We start from the raw sequence: 19,833 nt of genomic DNA, 5'->3' as shown, positions 1-19,833 counted from the left end.
ACCCTATAAAATCTGACAGAACGGACCTTATCAGTCATATACAAGTAGATTTTTTATGCTTATCACTGTTGCAGGAAAATAATTTAATTAGTAAGTTATAAAAAGTGCAGCACTTGTTATGTCTGTAAAAGTGCTGCACTTGTTACATTATGGTTTCAAAAAAATGAGTTGTGGGAGGATGGCGTGACCAGTAAAAATAGAATTACCGTCAATTTTAAAAGTGAGATTTACAGCCATCTGATAAGAATGGCGAGTAAAGAGGGGCCGAGCCTTGCCGGGCTAGTTCAACGTATCGTTACTGCAGCTATCAGAAACGATATAGTTGATACAATGCTGCTGGAGAAACTGCGTCTACATATTACGTCGGGCAATAAAGACAGTGCTCACACAGAGCGGGATGTTCTTAGAATCCTCCATGAAACCAGCCAGCTGGATGTAAACAAAAACATCATAATTATTCTGAAATCCAGGGAAATCATACTTTATGAATATATTTTTGAATTGGCTGATACTGAACCTTCTCGTCGTGGGGAACTTACCAGTTTTTTAAAGGAACAAGCTAGAGATGAAATAAGGGGATATATTAAGCAAAAGGTTATTGATATTTTTGGGCCACTGGGGGGCGAGCCTGATATGCTTCATGTATTTATCAAGCTCGCGAAGGTTGAGTGCCATCAAGATAAAAACAATTTATGGCATTTTAAAGTCACACCAAAACTTCATGTATTACCTCTTTTTAATAGAGATATTAATGGCAGTAAGCTTGACTTTTTTAATATTACATACAGACAATTCCGTGACGTAGCAACGTTGGGGTGGAAACAGAGTGAGTATGAAAGGTTGTTTTTAATTAATTCCGCGTCCCACTCACGTTCTGGTGGTTATTTTATAGGATACTCATGGCTTGAAATAAATCAGCTTGAAAAAGAATATAAAGATTTCTTCTCTGTTCATGTTAATGGTGACCACTACAAACCAAAAGATGTTTTTTGCAGGGTGTATATACATAACCGAGATGTTAAATTCAAAGTTGTACCCGATACACAAAATAGAAGTGTTAAATCACTGCTAAATAAAAATTAGCTGCAAGAATTTTCAGACTGATATTACCTCCATGAGAACGGCAGCAGATTTTGCTACCGTTTTGTTATTTCAACTCACGGAGGTTAATGTGCCAGATAAAACCGAACAAGGCATCTCCGCCTTGATACCACCACTCTCCCTTCTCCCTGACAACCTCTCCCGCGCCATTCTCAAACATATACATCAGTGCATTCATTACGAACCCACGATTGGTATTATGGGTAAAAGCGGTGTGGGTAAATCGAGCCTCTGCAATACCTTATTCAATCCGCCCCCCGCCAAGGTCAGCGCCATTAAAGGATGTACCCGCCGTGTACAAACGTATCAATTGGCTCTTGCGCCGCATGCGTTGCTCATCGTGGACTTTCCGGGAATAGGTGAAACACCCGAACTTGACCGCCTTTATACGCGGTTATATCAACACTGGCTGAGTCAACTGGACCTGATTATCTGGGTGCTTAAAGCTGATGATCGGGCATGGAACGATGACATTCGTTGCTATCGGCAATTGATTTCGCAGGGAGCAGACCCCGTGCGCTTTCTTTTCGTCCTCAATCAGGCTGATAAAATTGAACCCTGTCGGGAATGGGACCTCGTCACTCACCAACCTTCTTTACGTCAGCAACAGCACTTGCAGGTAAAAATAGCGCAGGTCAATGCGCTGTTTTCACCCCGACATCCTGTTCTGGCCGTATCAGCATCGGAGGGGTTCAATATGCTCCTCTGGGCCGAAACCTTCATTCGTGCTTTGCCGGATAACGCCAGCAGTGCAGTCACACGCCAACTGGAGTCGGGTTATCGTACGGAGAACGTGATCAAGACGGCGCGCGACAACTTTGCCCGTGGCGTGGGCGATATTTTCGATGATGCGCTCTCTGCAATGCAAACCACCGGTGCGCTGGTGCATCAGCTTAAACGGCTTCGCCACCGACTGCTTTCGGTTGTTCACGCTGTCTGGCATTTCCTGTTCTGATTTCTCACGGCCAACGGTTTATTCGTTCGATCTGTTTCGCCGATCGAACACCTATTTGTAATAGTTGTGGGCTATCAATAAGTTGATTTATGATCGACAAAACCAATAGGTTTTAACGATCGGTTTTGGCTTATTGATCTTAATTAACGATTATCTCTCTTTCCCACATCTCGCTACGATCCCCTTTCCAGAACGGTCGTCATCCCTCAATTTCTGTCTACTTATAAATGAATACAGGAGTATTCCCATGATGCAACGCGGTTTCCCTTATCTGGCCTTTATGCTGCACGATACGAGGTCCCCATGCTAAAACCTTATCCTCTGTCCAAGCAGGACAGCTATGCCTGGGCTCTGACCATTGTTCTTCCACTACTCTGGGCACCCTTCGCCATTTTCTTTCCTAAAGAGATTGCCCTTGGCTTTTATCTGGTTCTCTCCCTGGTTTGGACCCTTCTTGACCGGTTAAGACTGATGAAGCAAGAAAAAGTACCGCCTTCGTTTTGGTATTTTCTGCTACCCATGGTTTATCTGCGTCAACGTGACGAACGTCAGGGGAAACCCTGGCGTTTGTTGCAGGTATGGCTGATATGTACTGTTTTGTCGGTGATAGCCGGTGAGCAATTAAAAAAGCAGTCGGGCACAGAACAACTTGCGCAGAGCGCTTGTTCTATTGTTACCCAGCTCATGAAACAAGAAGGTATTGATGAACGCTGTATTCGCGTGACGGACTTAAAGGAAGAGGTCAGCGGGCGTTTTTATCGGGCACAGGCCCTGATGAACACCGGTAATAAAGAGCCGATGACGATTGAAGTCAGGGGCAGGGATATTTATGTCGTTTTACCTGAGTGGGAGGAATGAAAATGAAAGGTCAATTTAAAAGTCTCGTCCGCGTTTTTTTCTTAAGCACTGGGCTGTTGTTGTCATGTGCACATGCAGTACAGGCTGACAATTCGCGCTGTGTAAAACCTGTTTTTTATGCCAAAACGCTCAACCATAACAAAGAAGTCACTATCTGCATGGATACCCCTTACGTGTCTTACTCTTTTGGTAAGACCGGCACTCCACATAAAGAGATGGATATCACTGTTCCGGCAGCCAACACCACTTACGCATACCAGAATAATCAGGTTATCAGCATTCAGGAATTCACCGTCAGAAAGGGTGATACCCGCTATCAGGTCTCCGCCGGAACAAACGATGACGGTGAGCCTGTCGCGTCACTCTACGTTTATAAAGGCGCGCCGGACACCGGAAAACTGCTGGCAGAGATAAAACTCGATACCCATACGGTGGTGAATAACATTAGCCACGCACTGGCAGATGACGGTATTGCTGAATCAGGTAGCCTTTAATCGCCCACAAAAGGAGTGAGCAAGTGAACGATAACTGAATAGCGATATCACGATGCTTATTCACTACTGACTTTACTCTTTATACATCGTCACCCTACTGGCCCTCAGTTTATTTAGACTGGGGGCCTTTTATTTGGAGAAAACACTGATGACCCGTTTAGCGTCCCGTTTTGGTCGAGTGAACTCTGTTCGCCGCGACCGTCCCCTGACCCATGATGAACTGGCCTACTATGTACCTAGCGTGTTTGGCGAAGACAAACATGCCTCCCGCAGTTCGCGGTATACCTATATTCCTACTATTACGTTACTGGATAAATTACGTGAAGAAGGGTTTGTGCCGTTCTTTGCCTGCCAGACCCGAGTACGAGATTTGGATAAACGTGAGCACACCAAGCATATGGTGCGACTGCGCCGAACGGGACAAATTACGCAGAGAGAAGTGCAGGAGATTGTTTTGCTCAACAGTCACGATGGCTCCAGCAGCTATCAAATGCTGCCGGGGATGTTTCGTGAAATTTGCAGCAACGGCCTGGTTTGTGGTCAGAGTTTTGGCGAAATTCGTGTACCGCATAAAGGGAATGTGGTGGAAAAGGTGATTGAAGGGGCCTACGACGTGCTGGGGATATTTGACCAGATAGAAGAAAGTCGTGAAAGCATGCAGGCATTAACGCTGTCAGCGGAGCACCAACATGCATTGGCCCATGCTGCATTGACCTACCGTTACGGCGAGGAGCACCATCCGGTCACGGAATCCCAAATCCTGATGCCCCGTCGCTGGGAAGATAAAAAAGATGACCTGTGGACAACATTTCAGCGTGTGCAGGAGAATCTGACCAAAGGCGGATTATCGGGCAAGAGCTCCAGTGGAAAACGTGCCCGAACCCGTGCTATCAGTGGTATTGATGGTGATATCAAACTCAATCGGGCGCTGTGGGTCATGGCTGAACAGCTTAAGCAGGCAGTGGCGTGACCCAGCCTCACAGCTTCGGTGACGATCGATTTCAACGATCGGTTTCGCGTTATTGATCTGCACAACCCATTATCTTTTCTATTTACCCATCGATAAAATTGATAGGGTTACCTGTCAGCAAGTGTATTTAAAACAGCGGTCAGGCACAGGCGTTATGCCAATATTCAGGGAAAACCACCGCCCGTTATCCCCACGATAACGGGTTTTTAATCAGGGGGAATCTGTATCTCTCATCAATTTTCCCCCACGACCTTAAATACCGACTCTCATTATTAACCCATTCCATAAGCAGGCTCCCCGGTTTTCCGGAGGGGCCTTTTTGCTATTTATCCCTATATAAAGAAGGATATTACTCATGAATACTCCAACCCCAGCTCAGACGGGCACACTAACCGCCACCCGGGTTTCTGATGCGCAGCGCATCCATTTCTGGCCAAGATACTTTGGTCAGGTACCTAAATGGGCGTTGATTGAACCACAGATTTTTCGCTGGCTGGACCGGTTGTGTGCTGACTATCAGGGAGACTTCTGGGACTTCTACACGCTCAGTAACGGTGGGGCATTTATGGTGCCGGGCACGGAGCAAGACTATGTGCTGTTTAACGCACTCAATGGCAATGGGGCCACCGTCAGTCGTGAAGCCGCCGGTATCACCGCCTGCCTGATGACCTACAGCCACTGTGCCTGCAGCACCGAGAGCGAAGCCATGACCGAGCACTTCTACTGGCTACGGGAATACGCACTGCATCACCCGGAAAGCCGCGCCATTTTCTCCCTGATTGACTGAGCAATAAGGACCTCTCACCATGAAAATAACGTTATCTCCAACAGTGGCAGAAATGTCACCCAGCGAACAACGCACTATCCGACGTGCCCTGAACCTGCTGGCAAAACAGTTGCGGGAGCCGGGTATCGCGTTTACCTCCACCCACGTGACCCGCGACTGGCTGCGTCTGCATCTGACCGGGCTCGAGCGCGAAGTCTTCATCGTGCTGTGGCTCGACAATCAAAACCGTCTGCTGGCTCAAGAGACGTTGTTTACCGGCACTATCAACAGTACTACCGTTCACCCGCGTGAGTTGGTGAAGTCGGCCATGAAGCACAATGCGGCGAGTGCCGTACTGGCGCACAACCATCCGTCCCAGTTGGCCGAGCCCAGTCAGGCCGATCGACAGATCACCGACAGGCTGGTCAACGCGCTGGGCCTGGTTGATGTGAGAGTGCTAGATCATCTGGTTGTTGGCGGTCTGGATATCGTGTCATTTGCTGAACGCGGCTGGTTGCCACATTAATGAAACATCATGGGCTAACCTACCTGCATATTGATATTCTGGGAGATATGTTGCCCGGTTTCGCCACATTCAACTGGTGATACCACCGTTTGTTTCCTGACTTAATCCCGCATTATCCACATTGAGAACATCCCCATGAAACCACGACCCACCTCACCGGGCGCATTGCCCGTGCCTATTATTTATCAACAACTGCTCGCTTTCCTGCTGGAGCACTATTACGGCCTGAGCCTCAACGATACGCCTTATCACGATGAACAGGTGATTGCACAGCAGATAGAACGGGAGATTTCAGTGGGCGATACCATTAATGCATTGGTTGATAAATATGTATTAGTGCGAATTGGTCGTAACGGGTTCAGCGCACTGGCGCAAGATCCCATGCTGAGCAAGGGTGATATTGCACGTGCTCGCCAGGCCGCAGGTCTGTGGCGTGCGCATTTTCCGCCAACGTTGCTGTACCCAACCGAGTCCCTCAATCCTATTCCACAGAGACCGTTAACATGAATAACCACATGACTACTTCCCCAACATGGGGCCTGCAATGTGATATTACGCCGCGGTTGGGGGCCCGACTGGTTCAGGAGGGAACGCATCTGCATTTTCTGAGCGACAGAGCCCACATTGTCGGCACCTTTTCCCTTGAAGCCACTCAGGCTCTTGATGCAGCGTTTCCCGCGCTGATAACCAAACTGGAATCGCAACTGCTGTCCGGGGCGCTGGATCCACGCCGCCAGCAAGGCATTACGGTTCGGCATGGAGAATTTGTCTGTGAAGCGGATACGCTGGGCAGTCACGGTTACCTCTATATCGCTGTGTATCAGAAACTGGCTTGAACAGCAGACACTGGCACCTGAAACATCCCTCTTCCTCGACGCCAACAACAATAGTTGGCGTTTTGCTTTTATGGAGTTCCTACGATGTCTACTTCACTCAGCACAGTTATCGATGAGCCACAGGTTCTAACCGGCCACACCGATGTGATTTGCTCCACCAGCATTGAACGTATCATCACCGTGCGTAACACCGCGCTGGTGCAGATTGAAGCGCTTATCCACCAGCTTGAGGATATTTCAGCAATAACCAACAGCATTGGTGGTGGAATTGCAAAGGACTGGGCCATGCGACAAGATTTCCGCTGCGGCAGCTGGCTCATGGAGAAAGCAGAAACGGGCATGAAAGCGATTATCCACAATCTCGATCGCGGTATATGGCAAGATCTGATGAAGAAATCGGGCATGCTCAGTTTGATGGATGCCCAAGCCCGTGACCAATGGTACAGAAACCTTGAGGGAGATAATATTCCTGCCATTAGCGAGGAAAGCATTTACAGCACATTTGAGCAGTTGCACCGTGATAAGGACAACGTATTTGAGCGAGGAGTGATTAATGTGTTCAAGTCGCTATCATGGGATTACAAGAGCAACCACCCTTGTAAGTTTGGCAAGAAAATCATCGTCAACAATTTGGTGAGTTACACCCAATGGGGATTTACCCTGAACCACAACTACCGGCGGGATCAACTGGCGGATCTTGAACGGATGTTGTTCCTGCTCGAGGGCAAGGCGATCCCGGACAACCGGGGAGATGTGACAACTCGGCTGTATGAACATATGAGTGCCAATCGGCAGATGACGAAAGTTTATGAAGACGATTATTTTGCGATAAAATATTTTATGAAGGGTTCAGCGCATCTGACATTTAGGAAACCTGGGTTGATGGACAAGATGAACGATATCATCGCTAAACATTACCCAAGCGTATTGCCAGTACGGGTATAGGGCAGCAGTGCATGTTAGGTTGTATTAGCTGTGCGGTGCCCTCTGGTAGGGCACTATTAAATTTGACCGTCGGATAAGTGCCAGAAGCGGAAGTCGCTAACCTGATACCATGTTTATCTAAAAGGCGTATGTTAAAGGATGTGCCCATGTTATCTGTTTGTAGCCCGATATATGAATTAAAGATGGGAAGTGCGACTAAGGGAAACGTATGAGGGGACTCATTGAACTCATTGACCACCAAAGGTCTGGCTGGCTGACAGTACAGGAATATCTTAAAGAAGCGAGCAACAATTATGAAGTGCTTCCCTGTGACCCTATTCTGGCAGGATCTGCATTACATCAGCTTCAGGTGACGACCTTCTCCCCGCTAGGCAGTCTGGTATATGAAACGGGCGGCATCCTGATTGATAATGGCTGGTTGAGAATTTTAGGATCCGGTCACCCCCAACTGACACGCACTCCTGCTTCCTGGACGCAATCTGTAACACCTGGCCGAACATTTCAAGCCCTCTTAGTTGCTGATGATGTATCCGGGGGCTTTTTTGCACTTAACGGTGGTGAATTCGGAGAAGATCGAGGCGGCGTGTATTATCTTGCACCGGACTCGCTTGAATGGGAAAACCTTGATATGAGCTATTCTGGTCTTCTGAACTGGGCTCTTCATGGAAATTTGGATCGATTCTATCAAAGCGTACGCTGGGCAGGCTGGCGTGAAGAAATTTCTGCAATGTGTGGTAACAAGGTCTACTCCTTTTATCCCTATCTGTGGACCGAGCCGAAATTGCCTATAGAACAGCGTTCACGGGCGATTGTGCCTATTGATGAGCACTGGTTATTGAGCATGAACCTACAACGTCAAATAACGAATATGCAGCGTAATTGATCTCCTCCGTTGAATAACAAACACCTGTGTTAAAAATATTATGATGCGTTTTCAAAATAAGAGTGAACGTCTGCTTCACGCTCACAGTGGACCCCAGTCCAGTTAATTTATCCGTTTCGTGCCAGTAGCGGACATTATACTTGCCACCTAAATATATATACATACCACTATCAATGGATTTATAAATAAAGAAAATTACTTTATTGCCGATAACAATTCTAATTAAAATTTAGACTTGGATGATAAATAAATGTCGACATTGAACACTGAAAACAAGATCAAGATAACTGAATTAATAATGGTTTTTATTGCAACTCTTCCAATGGGAATAGCAAATATTTGGATAACAAAAAATCAAAACGATGAAAAACTTGCTTTCGACAGACAAAATGCGCAAAGTATTCTCTCTATTCAAAATAAAGAGCTATTCATAAAGAGTGCAGAGCAAGGTTTGAACTCGCAAAAGCTTGATATTGATTTTTTAAGAACAAGCTATGAAGAATGCCAAAAAGATGGGGGGTTATCAATTGGAAAAATAAAATCTTATGCTGATGCTTACTATTCTTCATCAGAAAAGAAAAATATCATGATTGCAAAGGTTCAAGAAAACTGCTTATCAAAAAATAATAATCAATCAATAGATAATCAAGATAAGCCGACTTACAGCATCGAGCATTACAAGAGTCTTGGGTTCGAGTATTTGCAAAATAAAAAATTTCTGGAGGCAGCAGAGTCATTCTCACAGGCAACTCAAATGACACCCGTAGATGCTTCTTTGTGGAATCAAAAATCTTATGCACAATTTAGAGCAGGAAATTATACTGATGCAATGAATAGTATTTCTATTGCGCTTAGGATTGGCAGTGATAATGATAAAGTAAGAAAATATATGGCCATTAATGCAGCGAAAATATTATGTGCAAAAGGGGATGTAAATGATGGAAGGAATTATATACAACAATCAATAAATGCCATTCCGGATTTGATGCTAATGGTTAAAAAAGATTTAGAATTGGGTAGCATTTGTAAAATTGATCTCAGTAAATAAAGATGATCGTATTGCTTCAAAATTAAGCATTTGTTTTGCTTATTTGTGAAAGTGGACGTAAGTAAAGTCCGCTTCACGCCCTGAGACTTTCGACAAGCTTTTTGGCCTGCCTAAACCTTGCTTTGATAGCCATATTGATGTTGTACTGATATGGCTTTGTACCCGCTGGCAGTGTCTGATTTTTGTACGGATTTTTGTTTGTGGGTACAAGTGCGGGTACAAGCTCTTAGTGTTAAAAATAAATAATATTGATATCAGTAGTTTGTATGATATTAGCGAGTCCGGCCTTCGCACTGAAATCAATAAAATCCTTATTTTGTAAGGATTTTTTGTTTTTGAACTTCAATATCGCGTAGCCCTCCTACAAAAGGGTATACGAGTGATGTCCCAGCGTAAAACCTCTATCGTCGAAGCCGCGGCATTTATGTCGTGTGCATTACCGTTCCTCAACGTTTTCGTCGATATGCAGGGCAGTGTGAGATTCACACTTCAACAGGCACCAATCAGCTTCACGAAGCAAAGAAAAGGTCAGCGCACTTGGTAGCGGCTTGGTATTAGACCTTACTTGAGTATGAAGAATTTGATCATCGCTCTTTGAGCGAAAGCGCTTCGCTACTAAGTGGTGAGGGTATGATCTCATTTCCTAAGTTACCGGTAGTTCAGCTCATTCAGGTAGCAATAAAACGTAATTTGCCTGTTTTCTGGTTAGCGTCCGGCCAGATGGGTGTCTAAGAACACCATTCGTGGCACGTACAACCATGCGCAGTATCTAGAGCAGTGTAGGGAGGTGTTGCAGTGGCATGGGGATTATGTAGATGGGCTTGCTAGTAGGGCGATAATTTCGGATTGGCTTGATAAAACAGGGTAACTAACGTTAAAGGCATCTAGTCATCAAAATGGCTAGATGTCTTTTTTGTACAGGATGTTATCGCTGATTCAAGTATATGAACCGTACTATTTGAGACAACAAAACAGTATTTTGTACTAAAAATGCCTGGTAGGGGTTGTAGGCCGGAAATTTTGTAATGACTGTCATTTCACTACCGGACTAAAGCATAGGCCCGCCAATCATGGCATCTAGGAGGCCGTTTTCCAAGCGGATCCCATCCAGGTCAATTTCTGTTGATAAATATCATAGTCCTGTCGTCGGATAGGAAAAACTCATATTGTTATGACCCTGTCCGCCGATTTAATCGTCGAAGCCCTGTGGGCAATGATAATCCGTGTAATATTCATCTTTTTTATCGCCTGATTGACAAACTCCTCACTCTCTTTATCAAGGTGGCTTGTCGCCTCATCCATAAATAGAATACCCGGTTTACGGTACAGCGCTCTTGCGATAAAGATCCGTTGTTTCTGTCCACCTGAAAGCCCTTCACCTAATTCCCCAATCAGCGTTTCATAACCCATTGGCATTTTCATGATGGTATTGTGGATGTAACTTGCTCTGGTACATTCAATCATCCATAACTCATCAATATCGTCTGCAAACCCACCAATATTTTCCCGTATAGAGCCGGAAAACAACTTGTCATCCTGCATGACACAGGCAATCATCTTGTGATAATTGTTTATCCCCAGTTGCTGGATATCAGTACCATCGACCATCACCTTGCCTGAACCCGCCTCAAACAAACCACAAAGCACCTTCATCAGAGTTGTTTTCCCCGCACCCGAAGGCCCCATGATAGCCACACTTTCGCCCGGCATGACCGTGATGTTCAGGTCGCTGAAGACAGGGGGAGACTGACTGTCATAACGGTAGGTCAAATCACGTGCTTCCAGTGAAAACGGCTGCATTTCTGCCACATAGGACCTGTCGGGTTTTTGGTTATCTGTCTCGTTCAGGGCAATATCGGCGATACGTTCATTGTGCAGGCTCATCATCCGCAATTGGAGTAAGAAACTGGTCAGCGAGGATACACGGTCAGAGAATTGTCCTCTGAATGCCCCAAATGCCACAAACATCCCGAGAGTCATTTGATTATCGATCACTAGACTGGCTCCCAGCCACAGAATGACAGCCTGATCGCAGGCGGCTATAAACGTGTTTATTCCCCCAAAAAACAAATCCATTTTAGTCACTTTGATACCGGTGTTGATGGTATCAATCTCCAGATTAAGCCAGTGAGCACTACGCCGCTCAGTCATGCCCTGCATTTTAACCGTCGCTATTCCGTACAGGGTCTCCATAAAATAGGAGCTGGCGCGTGCACTTCTGATCAAGGACTCTTCTGATAGCTGTCGATAGTAACCATAGGTCAGAAGACGGATAAGCACATACACCACAGTAAAACCCAGTACAATCCAGGTCAGATAGCCGCCATACAGCACCATCATCACCAGCACACCGATAACCATGATACCGTCCATCATAGCCCCGACGACACTGGTCGTGAACGTGGCCTGCAGAGCATCAAGCGAGCCAAAACGAGACTGAATATCACCTAACTTGCGCCGTTCAAAATAGCCCAGTGGCAAATGTATAAGATGGGAAAATAGCCCGATTTTCCACTGCACGTTTATCAGTGTTGCCATCACCAGTGACGACCAGGCACGCACCATGCTGACGGCTGCCCGTAGCAGAATAAAAAACAGTAACCCGACACAGATAAGGGTGAGCAGACCACGATCTCCGGCTGGGATGGTATGGTCCATAACCAGTTGAGTGGCGACCGGCATAACCAGATTGATGGACTCTATCACCAGGGACAAACTGAAGATTTTTATCAGTGCCCCTTTGATCCCCTGCACACTGCGAATAAGTCTGCCCAGACGGATACGATTACGCACGGTTTCCGCGGTAAATTCACTCCCCGGCCAGATCTCAAGCGCCACACCGGTAAAGTATTGAGACATCTCGGCCAGCCCTACTGTCCGACGCCCTCTGGCGGGATCGTGGATCACAAAACGTTGTCGCCGCACACTCACCAGTACGACAAAATGGTTAAAATTCCAGTGAAGTATGCACGGTTTTTTCAGTGAGCCCATCTCTCCCAGATCCAGCGACAACGCCCGTGTCGTCATGCCCAGCTGTCCTGCTATGCCGTTAATTCCGGCCAGTGTGGCACCACGTGCAGAAAGGTTAAATTGTTGTCGCAGGGAGATCAGATCGATATTCTTTCCATAGTGCCCACATATCATCGCCAGACAGGCCAACCCACATTCCGAGGATTCCGTCTGATGCACCACCGGAACAGAATGACGAAAACCAAGGTCTACTTTCTGGATCATGGCGTTAAACGAGGTCTTATTCATTAACCAACCCCATCGCACTGTGCTTCATGTCATAAAATGGTGAAAGCATCCATTCATAAATTTTTCTTTTTTCGAGAAAAAGTGTGCTCTGTGCTTTCATGCCATTCTCAAGGCTTAATCGTTTCCCATCGTAAAAAACTGTTTGTTGCTCGGGTCTGACGATAATCTTGTAATAAGGGATAGAGGCTGCTTGCGTATTTTTCGGTGCGCCCTGATAAGTCATCATTTCCTGCGGTGATGCCGGCGTTTTCGATATCACCTCAACAGTACCGGCAAATTGTCCAAACTTTTCTGCCGGAAATGCTTCATAGCGGACATTAACCTTATCCCCGATTGTTATATAGGGAATAGCATCATTGGGTACCCAGATAACCAGAGAGTAGTGACTTATCAACTCAGGAATGATTTGCAGCAAGCTGTCGCCAACATTGACCATCTGGCCCACCGTAACGCTCAACGAGTCTATTTGTCCGTCCGACAATGCGCGCACAATGATTTCGCCACCCGCATCCGTATTGACGAGCTCGTTTTGTAACGTATAGCGCTGAAGTTCCATTTGATAAATACGGTTATCAAATTCCGCCGACTGAGTTTGAATTTGGCTCTCAAGATTGATTATCTGTAATGAATTCTGTTCATTCTGCCCGCTCAGGCTTAATAAATTATTTTGCTGTTGATAATACAGCGCAACCTGATTGGTCAGTTGATCTTTGTTGATTAATCCTTTTATTTGATAGCGACGATAATTATCCATATTATCCTTCATTATCTTTATTCCCTGCTCTGCTTTATTGATAATCGCTGAAGAGCGCTTAAAGGCAGCGGTATACTGTATTTTTTGTTTTTCCAGCGAATTCAGTGTCGTTTTTTTACTGATCTCAATACGTGAAATAATATTACCGATGCGTTCAAGTTGATGCTCAATACCTTGACGCTGATTATCGCTGACAACACCGCTGCGGGTACTTTTACTGATGTCAATCAGGTAAACAGGATCGCCTTTTTTGACGATATATCCTTCCGTGACAAATTTCCTCACCACAAAACCCTGCACGCCGGAATACACACTCACGGCCCTTGGATAAGTGGTTATCTCGCCACCGACATTAACTCGCCGGGTGTAGGTGCCAGCAATGATGAACGCCAGAAAGGCAACAAAGAAGAAGGTACAGAACCCCCCTACCAACCAGACCGGGATGCCGGGGAGCAAGATTGCTCGACCGCGCCACTTCATTTTCTGATTTTCGATCGCTTCCTGGCGAAACAACAGACACCTCCGTCGCGTTAACTCACGGGTAGCCATATCTACGTATTAGCATAAGTTTTCTGACCATTGGTATTCGAATCCTGAAAATTAAGGAGGATTTATCAGAAATAATCGTTTGTGATAAATCCTATCGATAACCGTAGTCACATAAATGATGCCGATTTATTGATAATGTTCAATGAGATTATAGTCGCGATAATTTATTGTAAATTTTTATTATTTAAATACGGAGGGAAATTAGAGTTAATAACCCTACTGAAAGCTAATTTTTTAGCTTAATAGTATTAAACCAATAAACGCTATTATATATAGTAGCGTAGCCTGTTGCCAGGCTACGCTTATGATATTTACCCGCAATTTTTTCCGCCAGAAATAAAGCATTGAGCGTAAATGCTTGGCGACATTCCGTTAAACGAAGGACTTTGTCCTGAGGAACTATTTCCAGAAGGAGCTGTAGATCCAATTGCCACTCCCAAACCCCCAACAGCAGCACCTGCAATAACACCTACTGGTCCCCCAGGAATTCCAGCTATAGCTCCTACAATAGCAGCTGCACCCGCAGCATTAGCAACAGTAGCAGGAGCTCCAGCACCAGAAACCATTTTGATTTGGTTTAAATTTAACTCTTTCATAAATTACATTTCCTTGTATATTACGTTGAAATTATTATTTATTCATTACGTCACATGCAAATTTAATTATTGCCCTAGTCCCGAAAAAAAACACCAGCACTAATATAATATCGAACATATTTTTGTTATTAATAATTGACACGCTTGACCAAAATGAGATTAATATAGTAATAAAAAGACTTACTACGTTATATATTGCATTCTTTTTGTTGTATTCCATATAAGCCCGCCTAATTCCATGACGATAATAATTACAACCACTAATTAGTTGGTAATGATAATCATTACGGATGATAAAATCAAGCTACGTCCAATGTAAGAACCAGTGGAAAACCACTTTTCGTCAGTGTGTAAGCATAACTGCATGTTACAAATCATATTTTTTGTGGACTGGTCAATGTGTGTTTTTTCATTTATGTGCCTATCTGCTCAGGACTCCACTTCCACTCCGGTGCAAATTCAACAAAATCAATTACACTCTGACTTATGGACAGCTTTGCCGACATAGCTCGCCGTTGCTCACACAAGCGCTGAGCATTTTCTGGGGCATAGCCTTCTGCTGTGCTGTTACACCTGGGTTCACGGGAAACCGTCGACGGGCTGACCAATCTCACGATAACTACAATTCTCTTTAAAAAGCAGGGCACGGTACCGACGAACAGCACGCAGCGCGATATCTTGCGTAGTCGGGATGAGAATCAATGGCACAATGCGGAGGTTATCGCGCTGTTAGCGGGAATTGCCGGGCTGTTTCACTATTTCGGCAAAACTAACCGTTTGTTTCAAAACAAGCTATTGAAAATAGGGGCTTCTTTTGAGCCTTGCCGACATGAATGGGTTTCACTGCGGTTATTTACTGCTTTTGTCGCTGAACGGAAGGATGCGCAGTGGCTACAGGCGTTGGCAGAAGTGAGCACTGAGGATGAGCCCGCGCTGCTGGCTCATTTGATTGCTGATGACCTCCGCACGCAACAGAATCCATTCACCACGTTGCCGCCGTTGGCGAAAGTTGTTGCCTGGTTGATTGTCTCTCATCATCGGTTGCCTGTTTATCCCGCGTCATCCCGCTGGCCGGAATATAAAAATCCACCGGATCTGAAATATCATGACCACTGGCTCAGTGAATGCTTTTCACCCGGCTGGAATTCCCCGCAGTTTAAGAATGACTATGCGGGCTCGGTACGTGAACATAACTGGCAGTTTCCGCAGGGGACACCGTTCAAGAGCGCAACCTGGTGCAGGAAGACGCAGGAAATTGCCCGGCGTGCCCTACAAAGTAATGTGCTCTACAGCGGGGAAGGGTGGTTTGAACAACGCTTTACGTTGCATCTTTCTCGTATGGTTCTGATGTTGGCAGATCACTTTTATTCAGCGCAGCCGTGACGGAAAAGTGGCAAGATCGCAACTATACCGCTTTTGCCAACACCGATCGTACCACCCACGAATGTAAACAGCGGCTGGATGAACATAACATCGGTGTTGCTCATAATGCTTTCCTGCTGGCCCGTAGCCTACCTGTGCTGAGAGATTCTCTGCCTGCGATAACCCGGCATAAAGGCTTTAAAAAGCGAGCAACCGAAAGCCGGTTCCGTTGGCAGGATAAGGCATATGATCTCGCTTGCGCGTTAAGAGATCAAACTCGGCAGCAAGGTTTTTTTGGCGTCAATATGGCTTCTACCGGCTGTGGTAAGACGTTTGCCAATGCCCGGATTATGTATGGTTTGGCGGATGAGACGCTGGGCTGTCGTTTTAGCGTGGCGTTAGGTTTACGGACATTGACATTGCAGACCGGTGAGGCGCTGCGCGATAGGTTGCACCTACAGGATGATGATCTGGCCGTTATGATCGGCTCTGCTGCCGTCAAGGAATTGAACGAGCAGGAGCAACAGCGGGAACAGCGGGCGTCAGGCAGCGAGTCGGCAGACGATCTGTTTGCCGAGCATATGTATGTAAAATATGACGGTAGTCTGGAAGATGGCCGCTTAAGCCGTTGGTTGACGGCAAGTCCAAAACTACAGCAATTGCTGAGTGCCCCGATCCTCGTCAGTACTATCGACCATTTGATCCCTGCGACTGAAGGTATCCGAGGGGGTAAGCAGATTGCGCCTATGCTGCGCTTGCTAACGTCGGATCTGGTGTTGGATGAACCTGATGATTTTGACCAAGCAGACCTTAATGCATTATGTCGGCTAGTCAACTGGGCGGGGATGCTGGGTAGCCGAGTATTACTCTCGTCGGCAACATTACCACCGGCCCTGATTGTGGCGTTATTTGCAGCCTATCAACAAGGGTGGATGGATTATACCCGCGTCAACGGCGAACCTAATCCACATGGTGAGATTTGTTGTGTCTGGGTAAAGGCCGCTATTCTGAGGCAGTACAATACCGAACGGTGAGGCGAGTACAGGCAAAAAGCGCCCATAACAAGCGGCAGAGATCGATTGCTAAAGGGTGGCTAACTGAACAGCAGGCGTTTGAACAAATACCCGACACCCAACAGAAATCTCTCAGGTTGTCTTTTATTCAACTGCGTAGCCTTTCGAACGGCAATACGATGCGAATTTATATTCAGCATGGCGAATTGCAGGAACAAGCTCAGTTGGGAAGTTTCTCTGCCTATGGTCTAAGTAACAGTACCACCATACCCTGGTTTTAACCCTTTTTTTCGGCTATTGCTAACTGATTGTTTTGTAATGGTGTAATGAGAGGGTGAGAAAAAAGGGTTTCGCAGTCAATATCCTGATTTATGTTTAATAAACAGGGTGATGGCATATTTTTATTACCGTTCGCTGCCGTGCAGGCAGCTTAGAAATGGCATTAATGAAAGCGATTATGCGTGCTGCAGTTCGCTGCCGTGCAGGCAGCTTAGAAATGCCTGTCGCAATGCGTATGACCAAACTCCAAGTTCGCTGCCGTACAGGCAGCTTAGAAATTGGCAAGTGTGAACGGCAGATACTGGTATCTGAAATATTTACCGTCCCCAACACAAACTATGACGTTGACGCTTTTACTTTTATGGAATCCTAATCATGTCTACTTCACTAGGTGTTTTTATCGATGAACCTCAGGTACTGTCTGACTACACTGATGTTATCTGTTCGACCAATATTGAGCGGATCGTCTGTGGTCGCGATGCAGTGCTTAAATAAATTGTGGTATTGATTGAACAGTTTAATAATATTGCTGAACTGACAAGCTCGATTGGCGGCGGGTTCAGCTAGCCGATGTGCAATGAATGCTTTATCTGTTGGATGGTAACCTATTCCTGACAACCGTGGTGATATCACTAGCCGGTTAATGGGGCATATTCGTGATAACCCATCGAAGGAAGTTTACGAAAATTATTTCTTCAGTATTCGCTACTGTCAGAAGGGAACTGTACATCTAACGTTCAAGCGCCCGGAACTGATCGAAAGGATGAATAACATCATCGCAAAGTACTATCCAGATATGTTGGCAACACGTTAACTGTATAATCACGCCTACGCGTAAATATATTAAAAAGCAATAAATCTAATTATAAATAATTTGTTATCACTTAAACTCTAAGGGACTAAATGACTGAGAAATTGATTCACCGATTCATCATCATCCTCTTTTGTTGCTTATTAAGTATTTTTTTAACCGCTTGCACTAGCTTAGTTTCAGGGGAGCGTCGTATACCTGTCAAAGTGACAGATTCTGAGGATATCAAAAAGATCACAAGCATTGCCAATAATGCACCATTAATCACACACCCTATGGGGGATCGTCCGGTTAAGATTTATAAGATAGCCTTTGATGGTACTCTTAATGATCGAACTAGGGTTCCATCTGGGGAGCGGGAGACATTAGTCGCCCGAATAGCTGGGCTTATAAAGGCGGATGAGTATTATCCCGGTGCGGGAATGCAATATGGCAATACTAATTACTGGGATGCGAGTTCTGGTGACAGTAGCGTCAGAATTGCGACAGAGGCGAAGGATAAATTCTTTACGCAGGTGCAACTATGGCTGAATGAAAACCCTGACACGGATATTCGTGTTTTTGTCACTGGGTTTAGCCGAGGTGCGGCGACAGCAAGGCATTTTATTAATATAGTCAGTTCCCAATGGTATACTCATTTTAATTCTCAGTCGGGACAATTTGTTGCGAAGTCCCCTAGATTCTATGCATTGCTTTATGACACAGTCGCAACGGGTCAACAGGATAAACTTGTTCTCACTATACCCACATCGGTTGATTATCTTGTCCACTTTGTTGCAACAGATGAAGCCAGAAATCGATTTTTCACCCCAACGGTAGATATTGATCAGACACCATTACCATTAGGTACGCAGTTTTCTCCTATAAAACGAATTAATACTATCTATTTGCCAGGGGCTCACTCTGATATAGGCGCTTCTTACTCCAACGGTATTGGTGATTCATATATAACATTAACTGAGCAATTTTTATTCATGATGGGCTTGGTCCAGACAAACTGTTGGGAGATCTATAATGATCCTTTGCTAGCAGGAAAGCATGACTCCAGAGGAATACTAGATGTGATATTTGGTAGCCAGAATCCTAGCACTGTTATGGCTGTTAACCGCTCTTCAATTGTTAAGGAGGCGATACCACTGGCAATCGAGGAACGTAAGGATATTGCTCACCGTCTAGATGATATGTGGATTGCTAATTCGAAGCGCATGTCTGTAATGGATGTATCTCGTTCAGAAATGTTACTACCAAGTTTCACGTTACAAAAATCAGCAGCGGGAATTGTACTTATCAGCACATCAAATATTGTTAAGCCAGAGTCATTAAAATTATCACCCGAAGGTGATGCTACACGACTCCGCTATAGATTAACTATGGGGAAAATTGAAAATAGTTTACTTCTCAAATCGCAAGTCACCAGACATATAAAACCCGAAGGGTCTAAGGTTGCCTTCAGCATTTTGGATACACCGCCAGAAAGTTACATGGCAACATGGGTAGATAATCAGCTTGTTGAATTAACTCTTGTAACAGTTAGCTCAGAAGCTATTTATGAAGCTCCACTTCAACGTTGTGTTAAACAGTTGGATGGTACATTCCGTTCGCCTATTAGTACTATGGTTGTTAGCTTCAACTAGAAAGCTTCGTGCTGGCAGGATTAACTAGAATGGAGGGGATAGGAGGATATAGGTACAATGCCGTTAGTGGTATTAGGTAGCTTGCGCAGCGAATTTATTAAAGCGCCATTGTTGCTAGTATTTTGTACGGATTGTCGTTTGTGGTTACAAGTATATTTAATCTATAATAAATTACATTAATATCAGATACTTGAT

At 45.3% G+C, this 19,833-nt stretch carries 16 protein-coding genes and 5 pseudogenes; 17 read left to right on the top strand and 4 right to left on the bottom strand.

Annotated elements, in window-relative coordinates; translation table 11 throughout:
* Window positions 1-183: 183 nt before the first annotated feature.
* From EL015_RS18675 to EL015_RS22000, 13 genes and pseudogenes are all read left to right on the top strand, one after another.
* Window positions 184-1,083, top strand: a complete 900-nt coding sequence (locus EL015_RS18675) for a hypothetical protein (protein WP_005186622.1) — start codon at window positions 184-186, stop codon at window positions 1,081-1,083.
* Between the two features lie 88 nt (window positions 1,084-1,171).
* On the top strand, window positions 1,172-2,056 hold the full coding sequence (locus EL015_RS18670; protein ID WP_126286801.1) for a GTPase family protein: 885 nt from the start codon (window positions 1,172-1,174) through the stop codon (window positions 2,054-2,056).
* A gap of 303 nt (window positions 2,057-2,359) precedes the next feature.
* The gene (locus tag EL015_RS18665; protein WP_005186631.1) at window positions 2,360-2,914 is read left to right on the top strand and encodes a hypothetical protein; all 555 of its coding nucleotides are present in this window, start codon (window positions 2,360-2,362) and stop codon (window positions 2,912-2,914) included.
* A gap of 2 nt (window positions 2,915-2,916) precedes the next feature.
* On the top strand, window positions 2,917-3,408 hold the full coding sequence (locus EL015_RS18660; RefSeq protein WP_241971665.1) for a hypothetical protein: 492 nt from the start codon (window positions 2,917-2,919) through the stop codon (window positions 3,406-3,408).
* Between the two features lie 148 nt (window positions 3,409-3,556).
* Entirely contained in the window at window positions 3,557-4,378 is an 822-nt protein-coding gene (locus tag EL015_RS18655) for a DUF932 domain-containing protein (protein WP_032906671.1), read from the top strand.
* 355 nt (window positions 4,379-4,733) lie between these two features.
* Complete coding sequence (locus EL015_RS18650) at window positions 4,734-5,165, top strand: antirestriction protein (protein WP_005186639.1); 432 nt, start codon at window positions 4,734-4,736, stop codon at window positions 5,163-5,165.
* Window positions 5,166-5,184: 19 nt separating this feature from the next.
* Entirely contained in the window at window positions 5,185-5,670 is a 486-nt protein-coding gene (gene radC, locus EL015_RS18645) for a RadC family protein (RefSeq protein WP_005186643.1), read from the top strand.
* A 135-nt stretch (window positions 5,671-5,805) separates the two neighbouring features.
* On the top strand, window positions 5,806-6,177 hold the full coding sequence (locus EL015_RS18640) for a TA system toxin CbtA family protein (RefSeq protein ID WP_005186647.1): 372 nt from the start codon (window positions 5,806-5,808) through the stop codon (window positions 6,175-6,177).
* The gene (locus EL015_RS18635; RefSeq protein WP_032906673.1) at window positions 6,174-6,506 is read left to right on the top strand and encodes a type IV toxin-antitoxin system YeeU family antitoxin; all 333 of its coding nucleotides are present in this window, start codon (window positions 6,174-6,176) and stop codon (window positions 6,504-6,506) included. The genes EL015_RS18640 and EL015_RS18635 overlap by 4 nt, the downstream gene beginning before the upstream one ends.
* Before the next feature lie 84 nt (window positions 6,507-6,590).
* Window positions 6,591-7,451: a DUF4942 domain-containing protein gene (locus EL015_RS18630; RefSeq protein ID WP_005186655.1), complete on the top strand. Its 861-nt coding sequence runs from the start codon at window positions 6,591-6,593 to the stop codon at window positions 7,449-7,451.
* A gap of 208 nt (window positions 7,452-7,659) precedes the next feature.
* Window positions 7,660-8,334: a DUF2625 domain-containing protein gene (locus tag EL015_RS18625; protein ID WP_005186657.1), complete on the top strand. Its 675-nt coding sequence runs from the start codon at window positions 7,660-7,662 to the stop codon at window positions 8,332-8,334.
* A 250-nt stretch (window positions 8,335-8,584) separates the two neighbouring features.
* A complete protein-coding gene (locus EL015_RS18620) occupies window positions 8,585-9,382 on the top strand; it encodes a tetratricopeptide repeat protein (RefSeq protein WP_005186659.1) in 798 nt (265 codons plus the stop codon).
* Window positions 9,383-9,764: 382 nt separating this feature from the next.
* Window positions 9,765-10,108, top strand: a pseudogene (locus EL015_RS22000) (DUF6538 domain-containing protein); the annotation flags it as partial.
* A gap of 435 nt (window positions 10,109-10,543) precedes the next feature.
* On the opposite strand, the gene EL015_RS18610 reads toward EL015_RS22000, so the two are convergent.
* The 4 genes and pseudogenes from EL015_RS18610 to EL015_RS21995 all read right to left on the bottom strand — a co-directional run.
* Entirely contained in the window at window positions 10,544-12,640 is a 2,097-nt protein-coding gene (locus EL015_RS18610) for a peptidase domain-containing ABC transporter (RefSeq protein ID WP_032906675.1), read from the bottom strand.
* Complete coding sequence (locus EL015_RS18605; RefSeq protein ID WP_005186668.1) at window positions 12,633-13,907, bottom strand: HlyD family secretion protein; 1,275 nt, start codon at window positions 13,905-13,907, stop codon at window positions 12,633-12,635. The genes EL015_RS18610 and EL015_RS18605 overlap by 8 nt, the downstream gene beginning before the upstream one ends.
* Window positions 13,908-14,335: 428 nt before the next feature.
* A pseudogene (locus tag EL015_RS18600) lies at window positions 14,336-14,539 on the bottom strand (microcin H47); the annotation flags it as partial.
* 422 nt (window positions 14,540-14,961) lie between these two features.
* Window positions 14,962-15,214, bottom strand: a pseudogene (locus EL015_RS21995) (IS30 family transposase); the annotation flags it as partial.
* On the opposite strand from EL015_RS21995, the pseudogene cas3f reads away from it, so the two are divergent.
* The 4 genes and pseudogenes from cas3f to EL015_RS18580 all read left to right on the top strand — a co-directional run.
* A pseudogene (gene cas3f / locus EL015_RS21990) lies at window positions 15,170-16,893 on the top strand (type I-F CRISPR-associated helicase Cas3f); the annotation flags it as partial. The pseudogenes EL015_RS21995 and cas3f sit on opposite strands and share 45 nt — an antisense overlap.
* Window positions 16,894-16,931: 38 nt before the next feature.
* On the top strand, window positions 16,932-17,195 hold the full coding sequence (gene cas6f, locus EL015_RS18590; protein ID WP_230830747.1) for a type I-F CRISPR-associated endoribonuclease Cas6/Csy4: 264 nt from the start codon (window positions 16,932-16,934) through the stop codon (window positions 17,193-17,195).
* Between the two features lie 546 nt (window positions 17,196-17,741).
* Window positions 17,742-18,007, top strand: a pseudogene (locus tag EL015_RS22185) (DUF4942 domain-containing protein); the annotation flags it as partial.
* An 89-nt stretch (window positions 18,008-18,096) separates the two neighbouring features.
* Window positions 18,097-19,638, top strand: coding sequence for a DUF2235 domain-containing protein (locus tag EL015_RS18580; RefSeq protein ID WP_005186675.1), 1,542 nt, complete (start codon window positions 18,097-18,099; stop codon window positions 19,636-19,638).
* The last annotated feature ends 195 nt before the right edge of the window (window positions 19,639-19,833 follow it).

Source organism: Yersinia intermedia (genome assembly GCF_900635455.1).
GTDB classification, from domain to species: domain Bacteria; phylum Pseudomonadota; class Gammaproteobacteria; order Enterobacterales; family Enterobacteriaceae; genus Yersinia; species Yersinia intermedia.
Note: the sequence above shows the minus strand (reverse complement) of the source record. Positions and strands in the feature narration are given on the sequence as shown.

Bases quoted from the DNA above. Each gene is read 5' to 3' on its own strand.
- EL015_RS18635 (WP_032906673.1), top strand. From the start codon at position 6,174: ATGAATAACCACATGACTACTTCCCCAACATGGGGCCTGCAATGTGAT.
- EL015_RS18630 (WP_005186655.1), top strand. From the start codon at position 6,591: ATGTCTACTTCACTCAGCACAGTTATCGATGAGCCACAGGTTCTAACC.
- EL015_RS18655 (WP_032906671.1), top strand. From the start codon at position 3,557: ATGACCCGTTTAGCGTCCCGTTTTGGTCGAGTGAACTCTGTTCGCCGC.
- EL015_RS18625 (WP_005186657.1), top strand. From the start codon at position 7,660: ATGAGGGGACTCATTGAACTCATTGACCACCAAAGGTCTGGCTGGCTG.
- EL015_RS18650 (WP_005186639.1), top strand. From the start codon at position 4,734: ATGAATACTCCAACCCCAGCTCAGACGGGCACACTAACCGCCACCCGG.
- radC (WP_005186643.1), top strand. From the start codon at position 5,185: ATGAAAATAACGTTATCTCCAACAGTGGCAGAAATGTCACCCAGCGAA.
- EL015_RS18665 (WP_005186631.1), top strand. From the start codon at position 2,360: ATGCTAAAACCTTATCCTCTGTCCAAGCAGGACAGCTATGCCTGGGCT.
- EL015_RS18610 (WP_032906675.1), bottom strand. From the start codon at position 12,640: ATGAATAAGACCTCGTTTAACGCCATGATCCAGAAAGTAGACCTTGGT.
- EL015_RS18660 (WP_241971665.1), top strand. From the start codon at position 2,917: ATGAAAGGTCAATTTAAAAGTCTCGTCCGCGTTTTTTTCTTAAGCACT.
- EL015_RS18640 (WP_005186647.1), top strand. From the start codon at position 5,806: ATGAAACCACGACCCACCTCACCGGGCGCATTGCCCGTGCCTATTATT.
- EL015_RS18620 (WP_005186659.1), top strand. From the start codon at position 8,585: ATGTCGACATTGAACACTGAAAACAAGATCAAGATAACTGAATTAATA.
- EL015_RS18580 (WP_005186675.1), top strand. From the start codon at position 18,097: ATGACTGAGAAATTGATTCACCGATTCATCATCATCCTCTTTTGTTGC.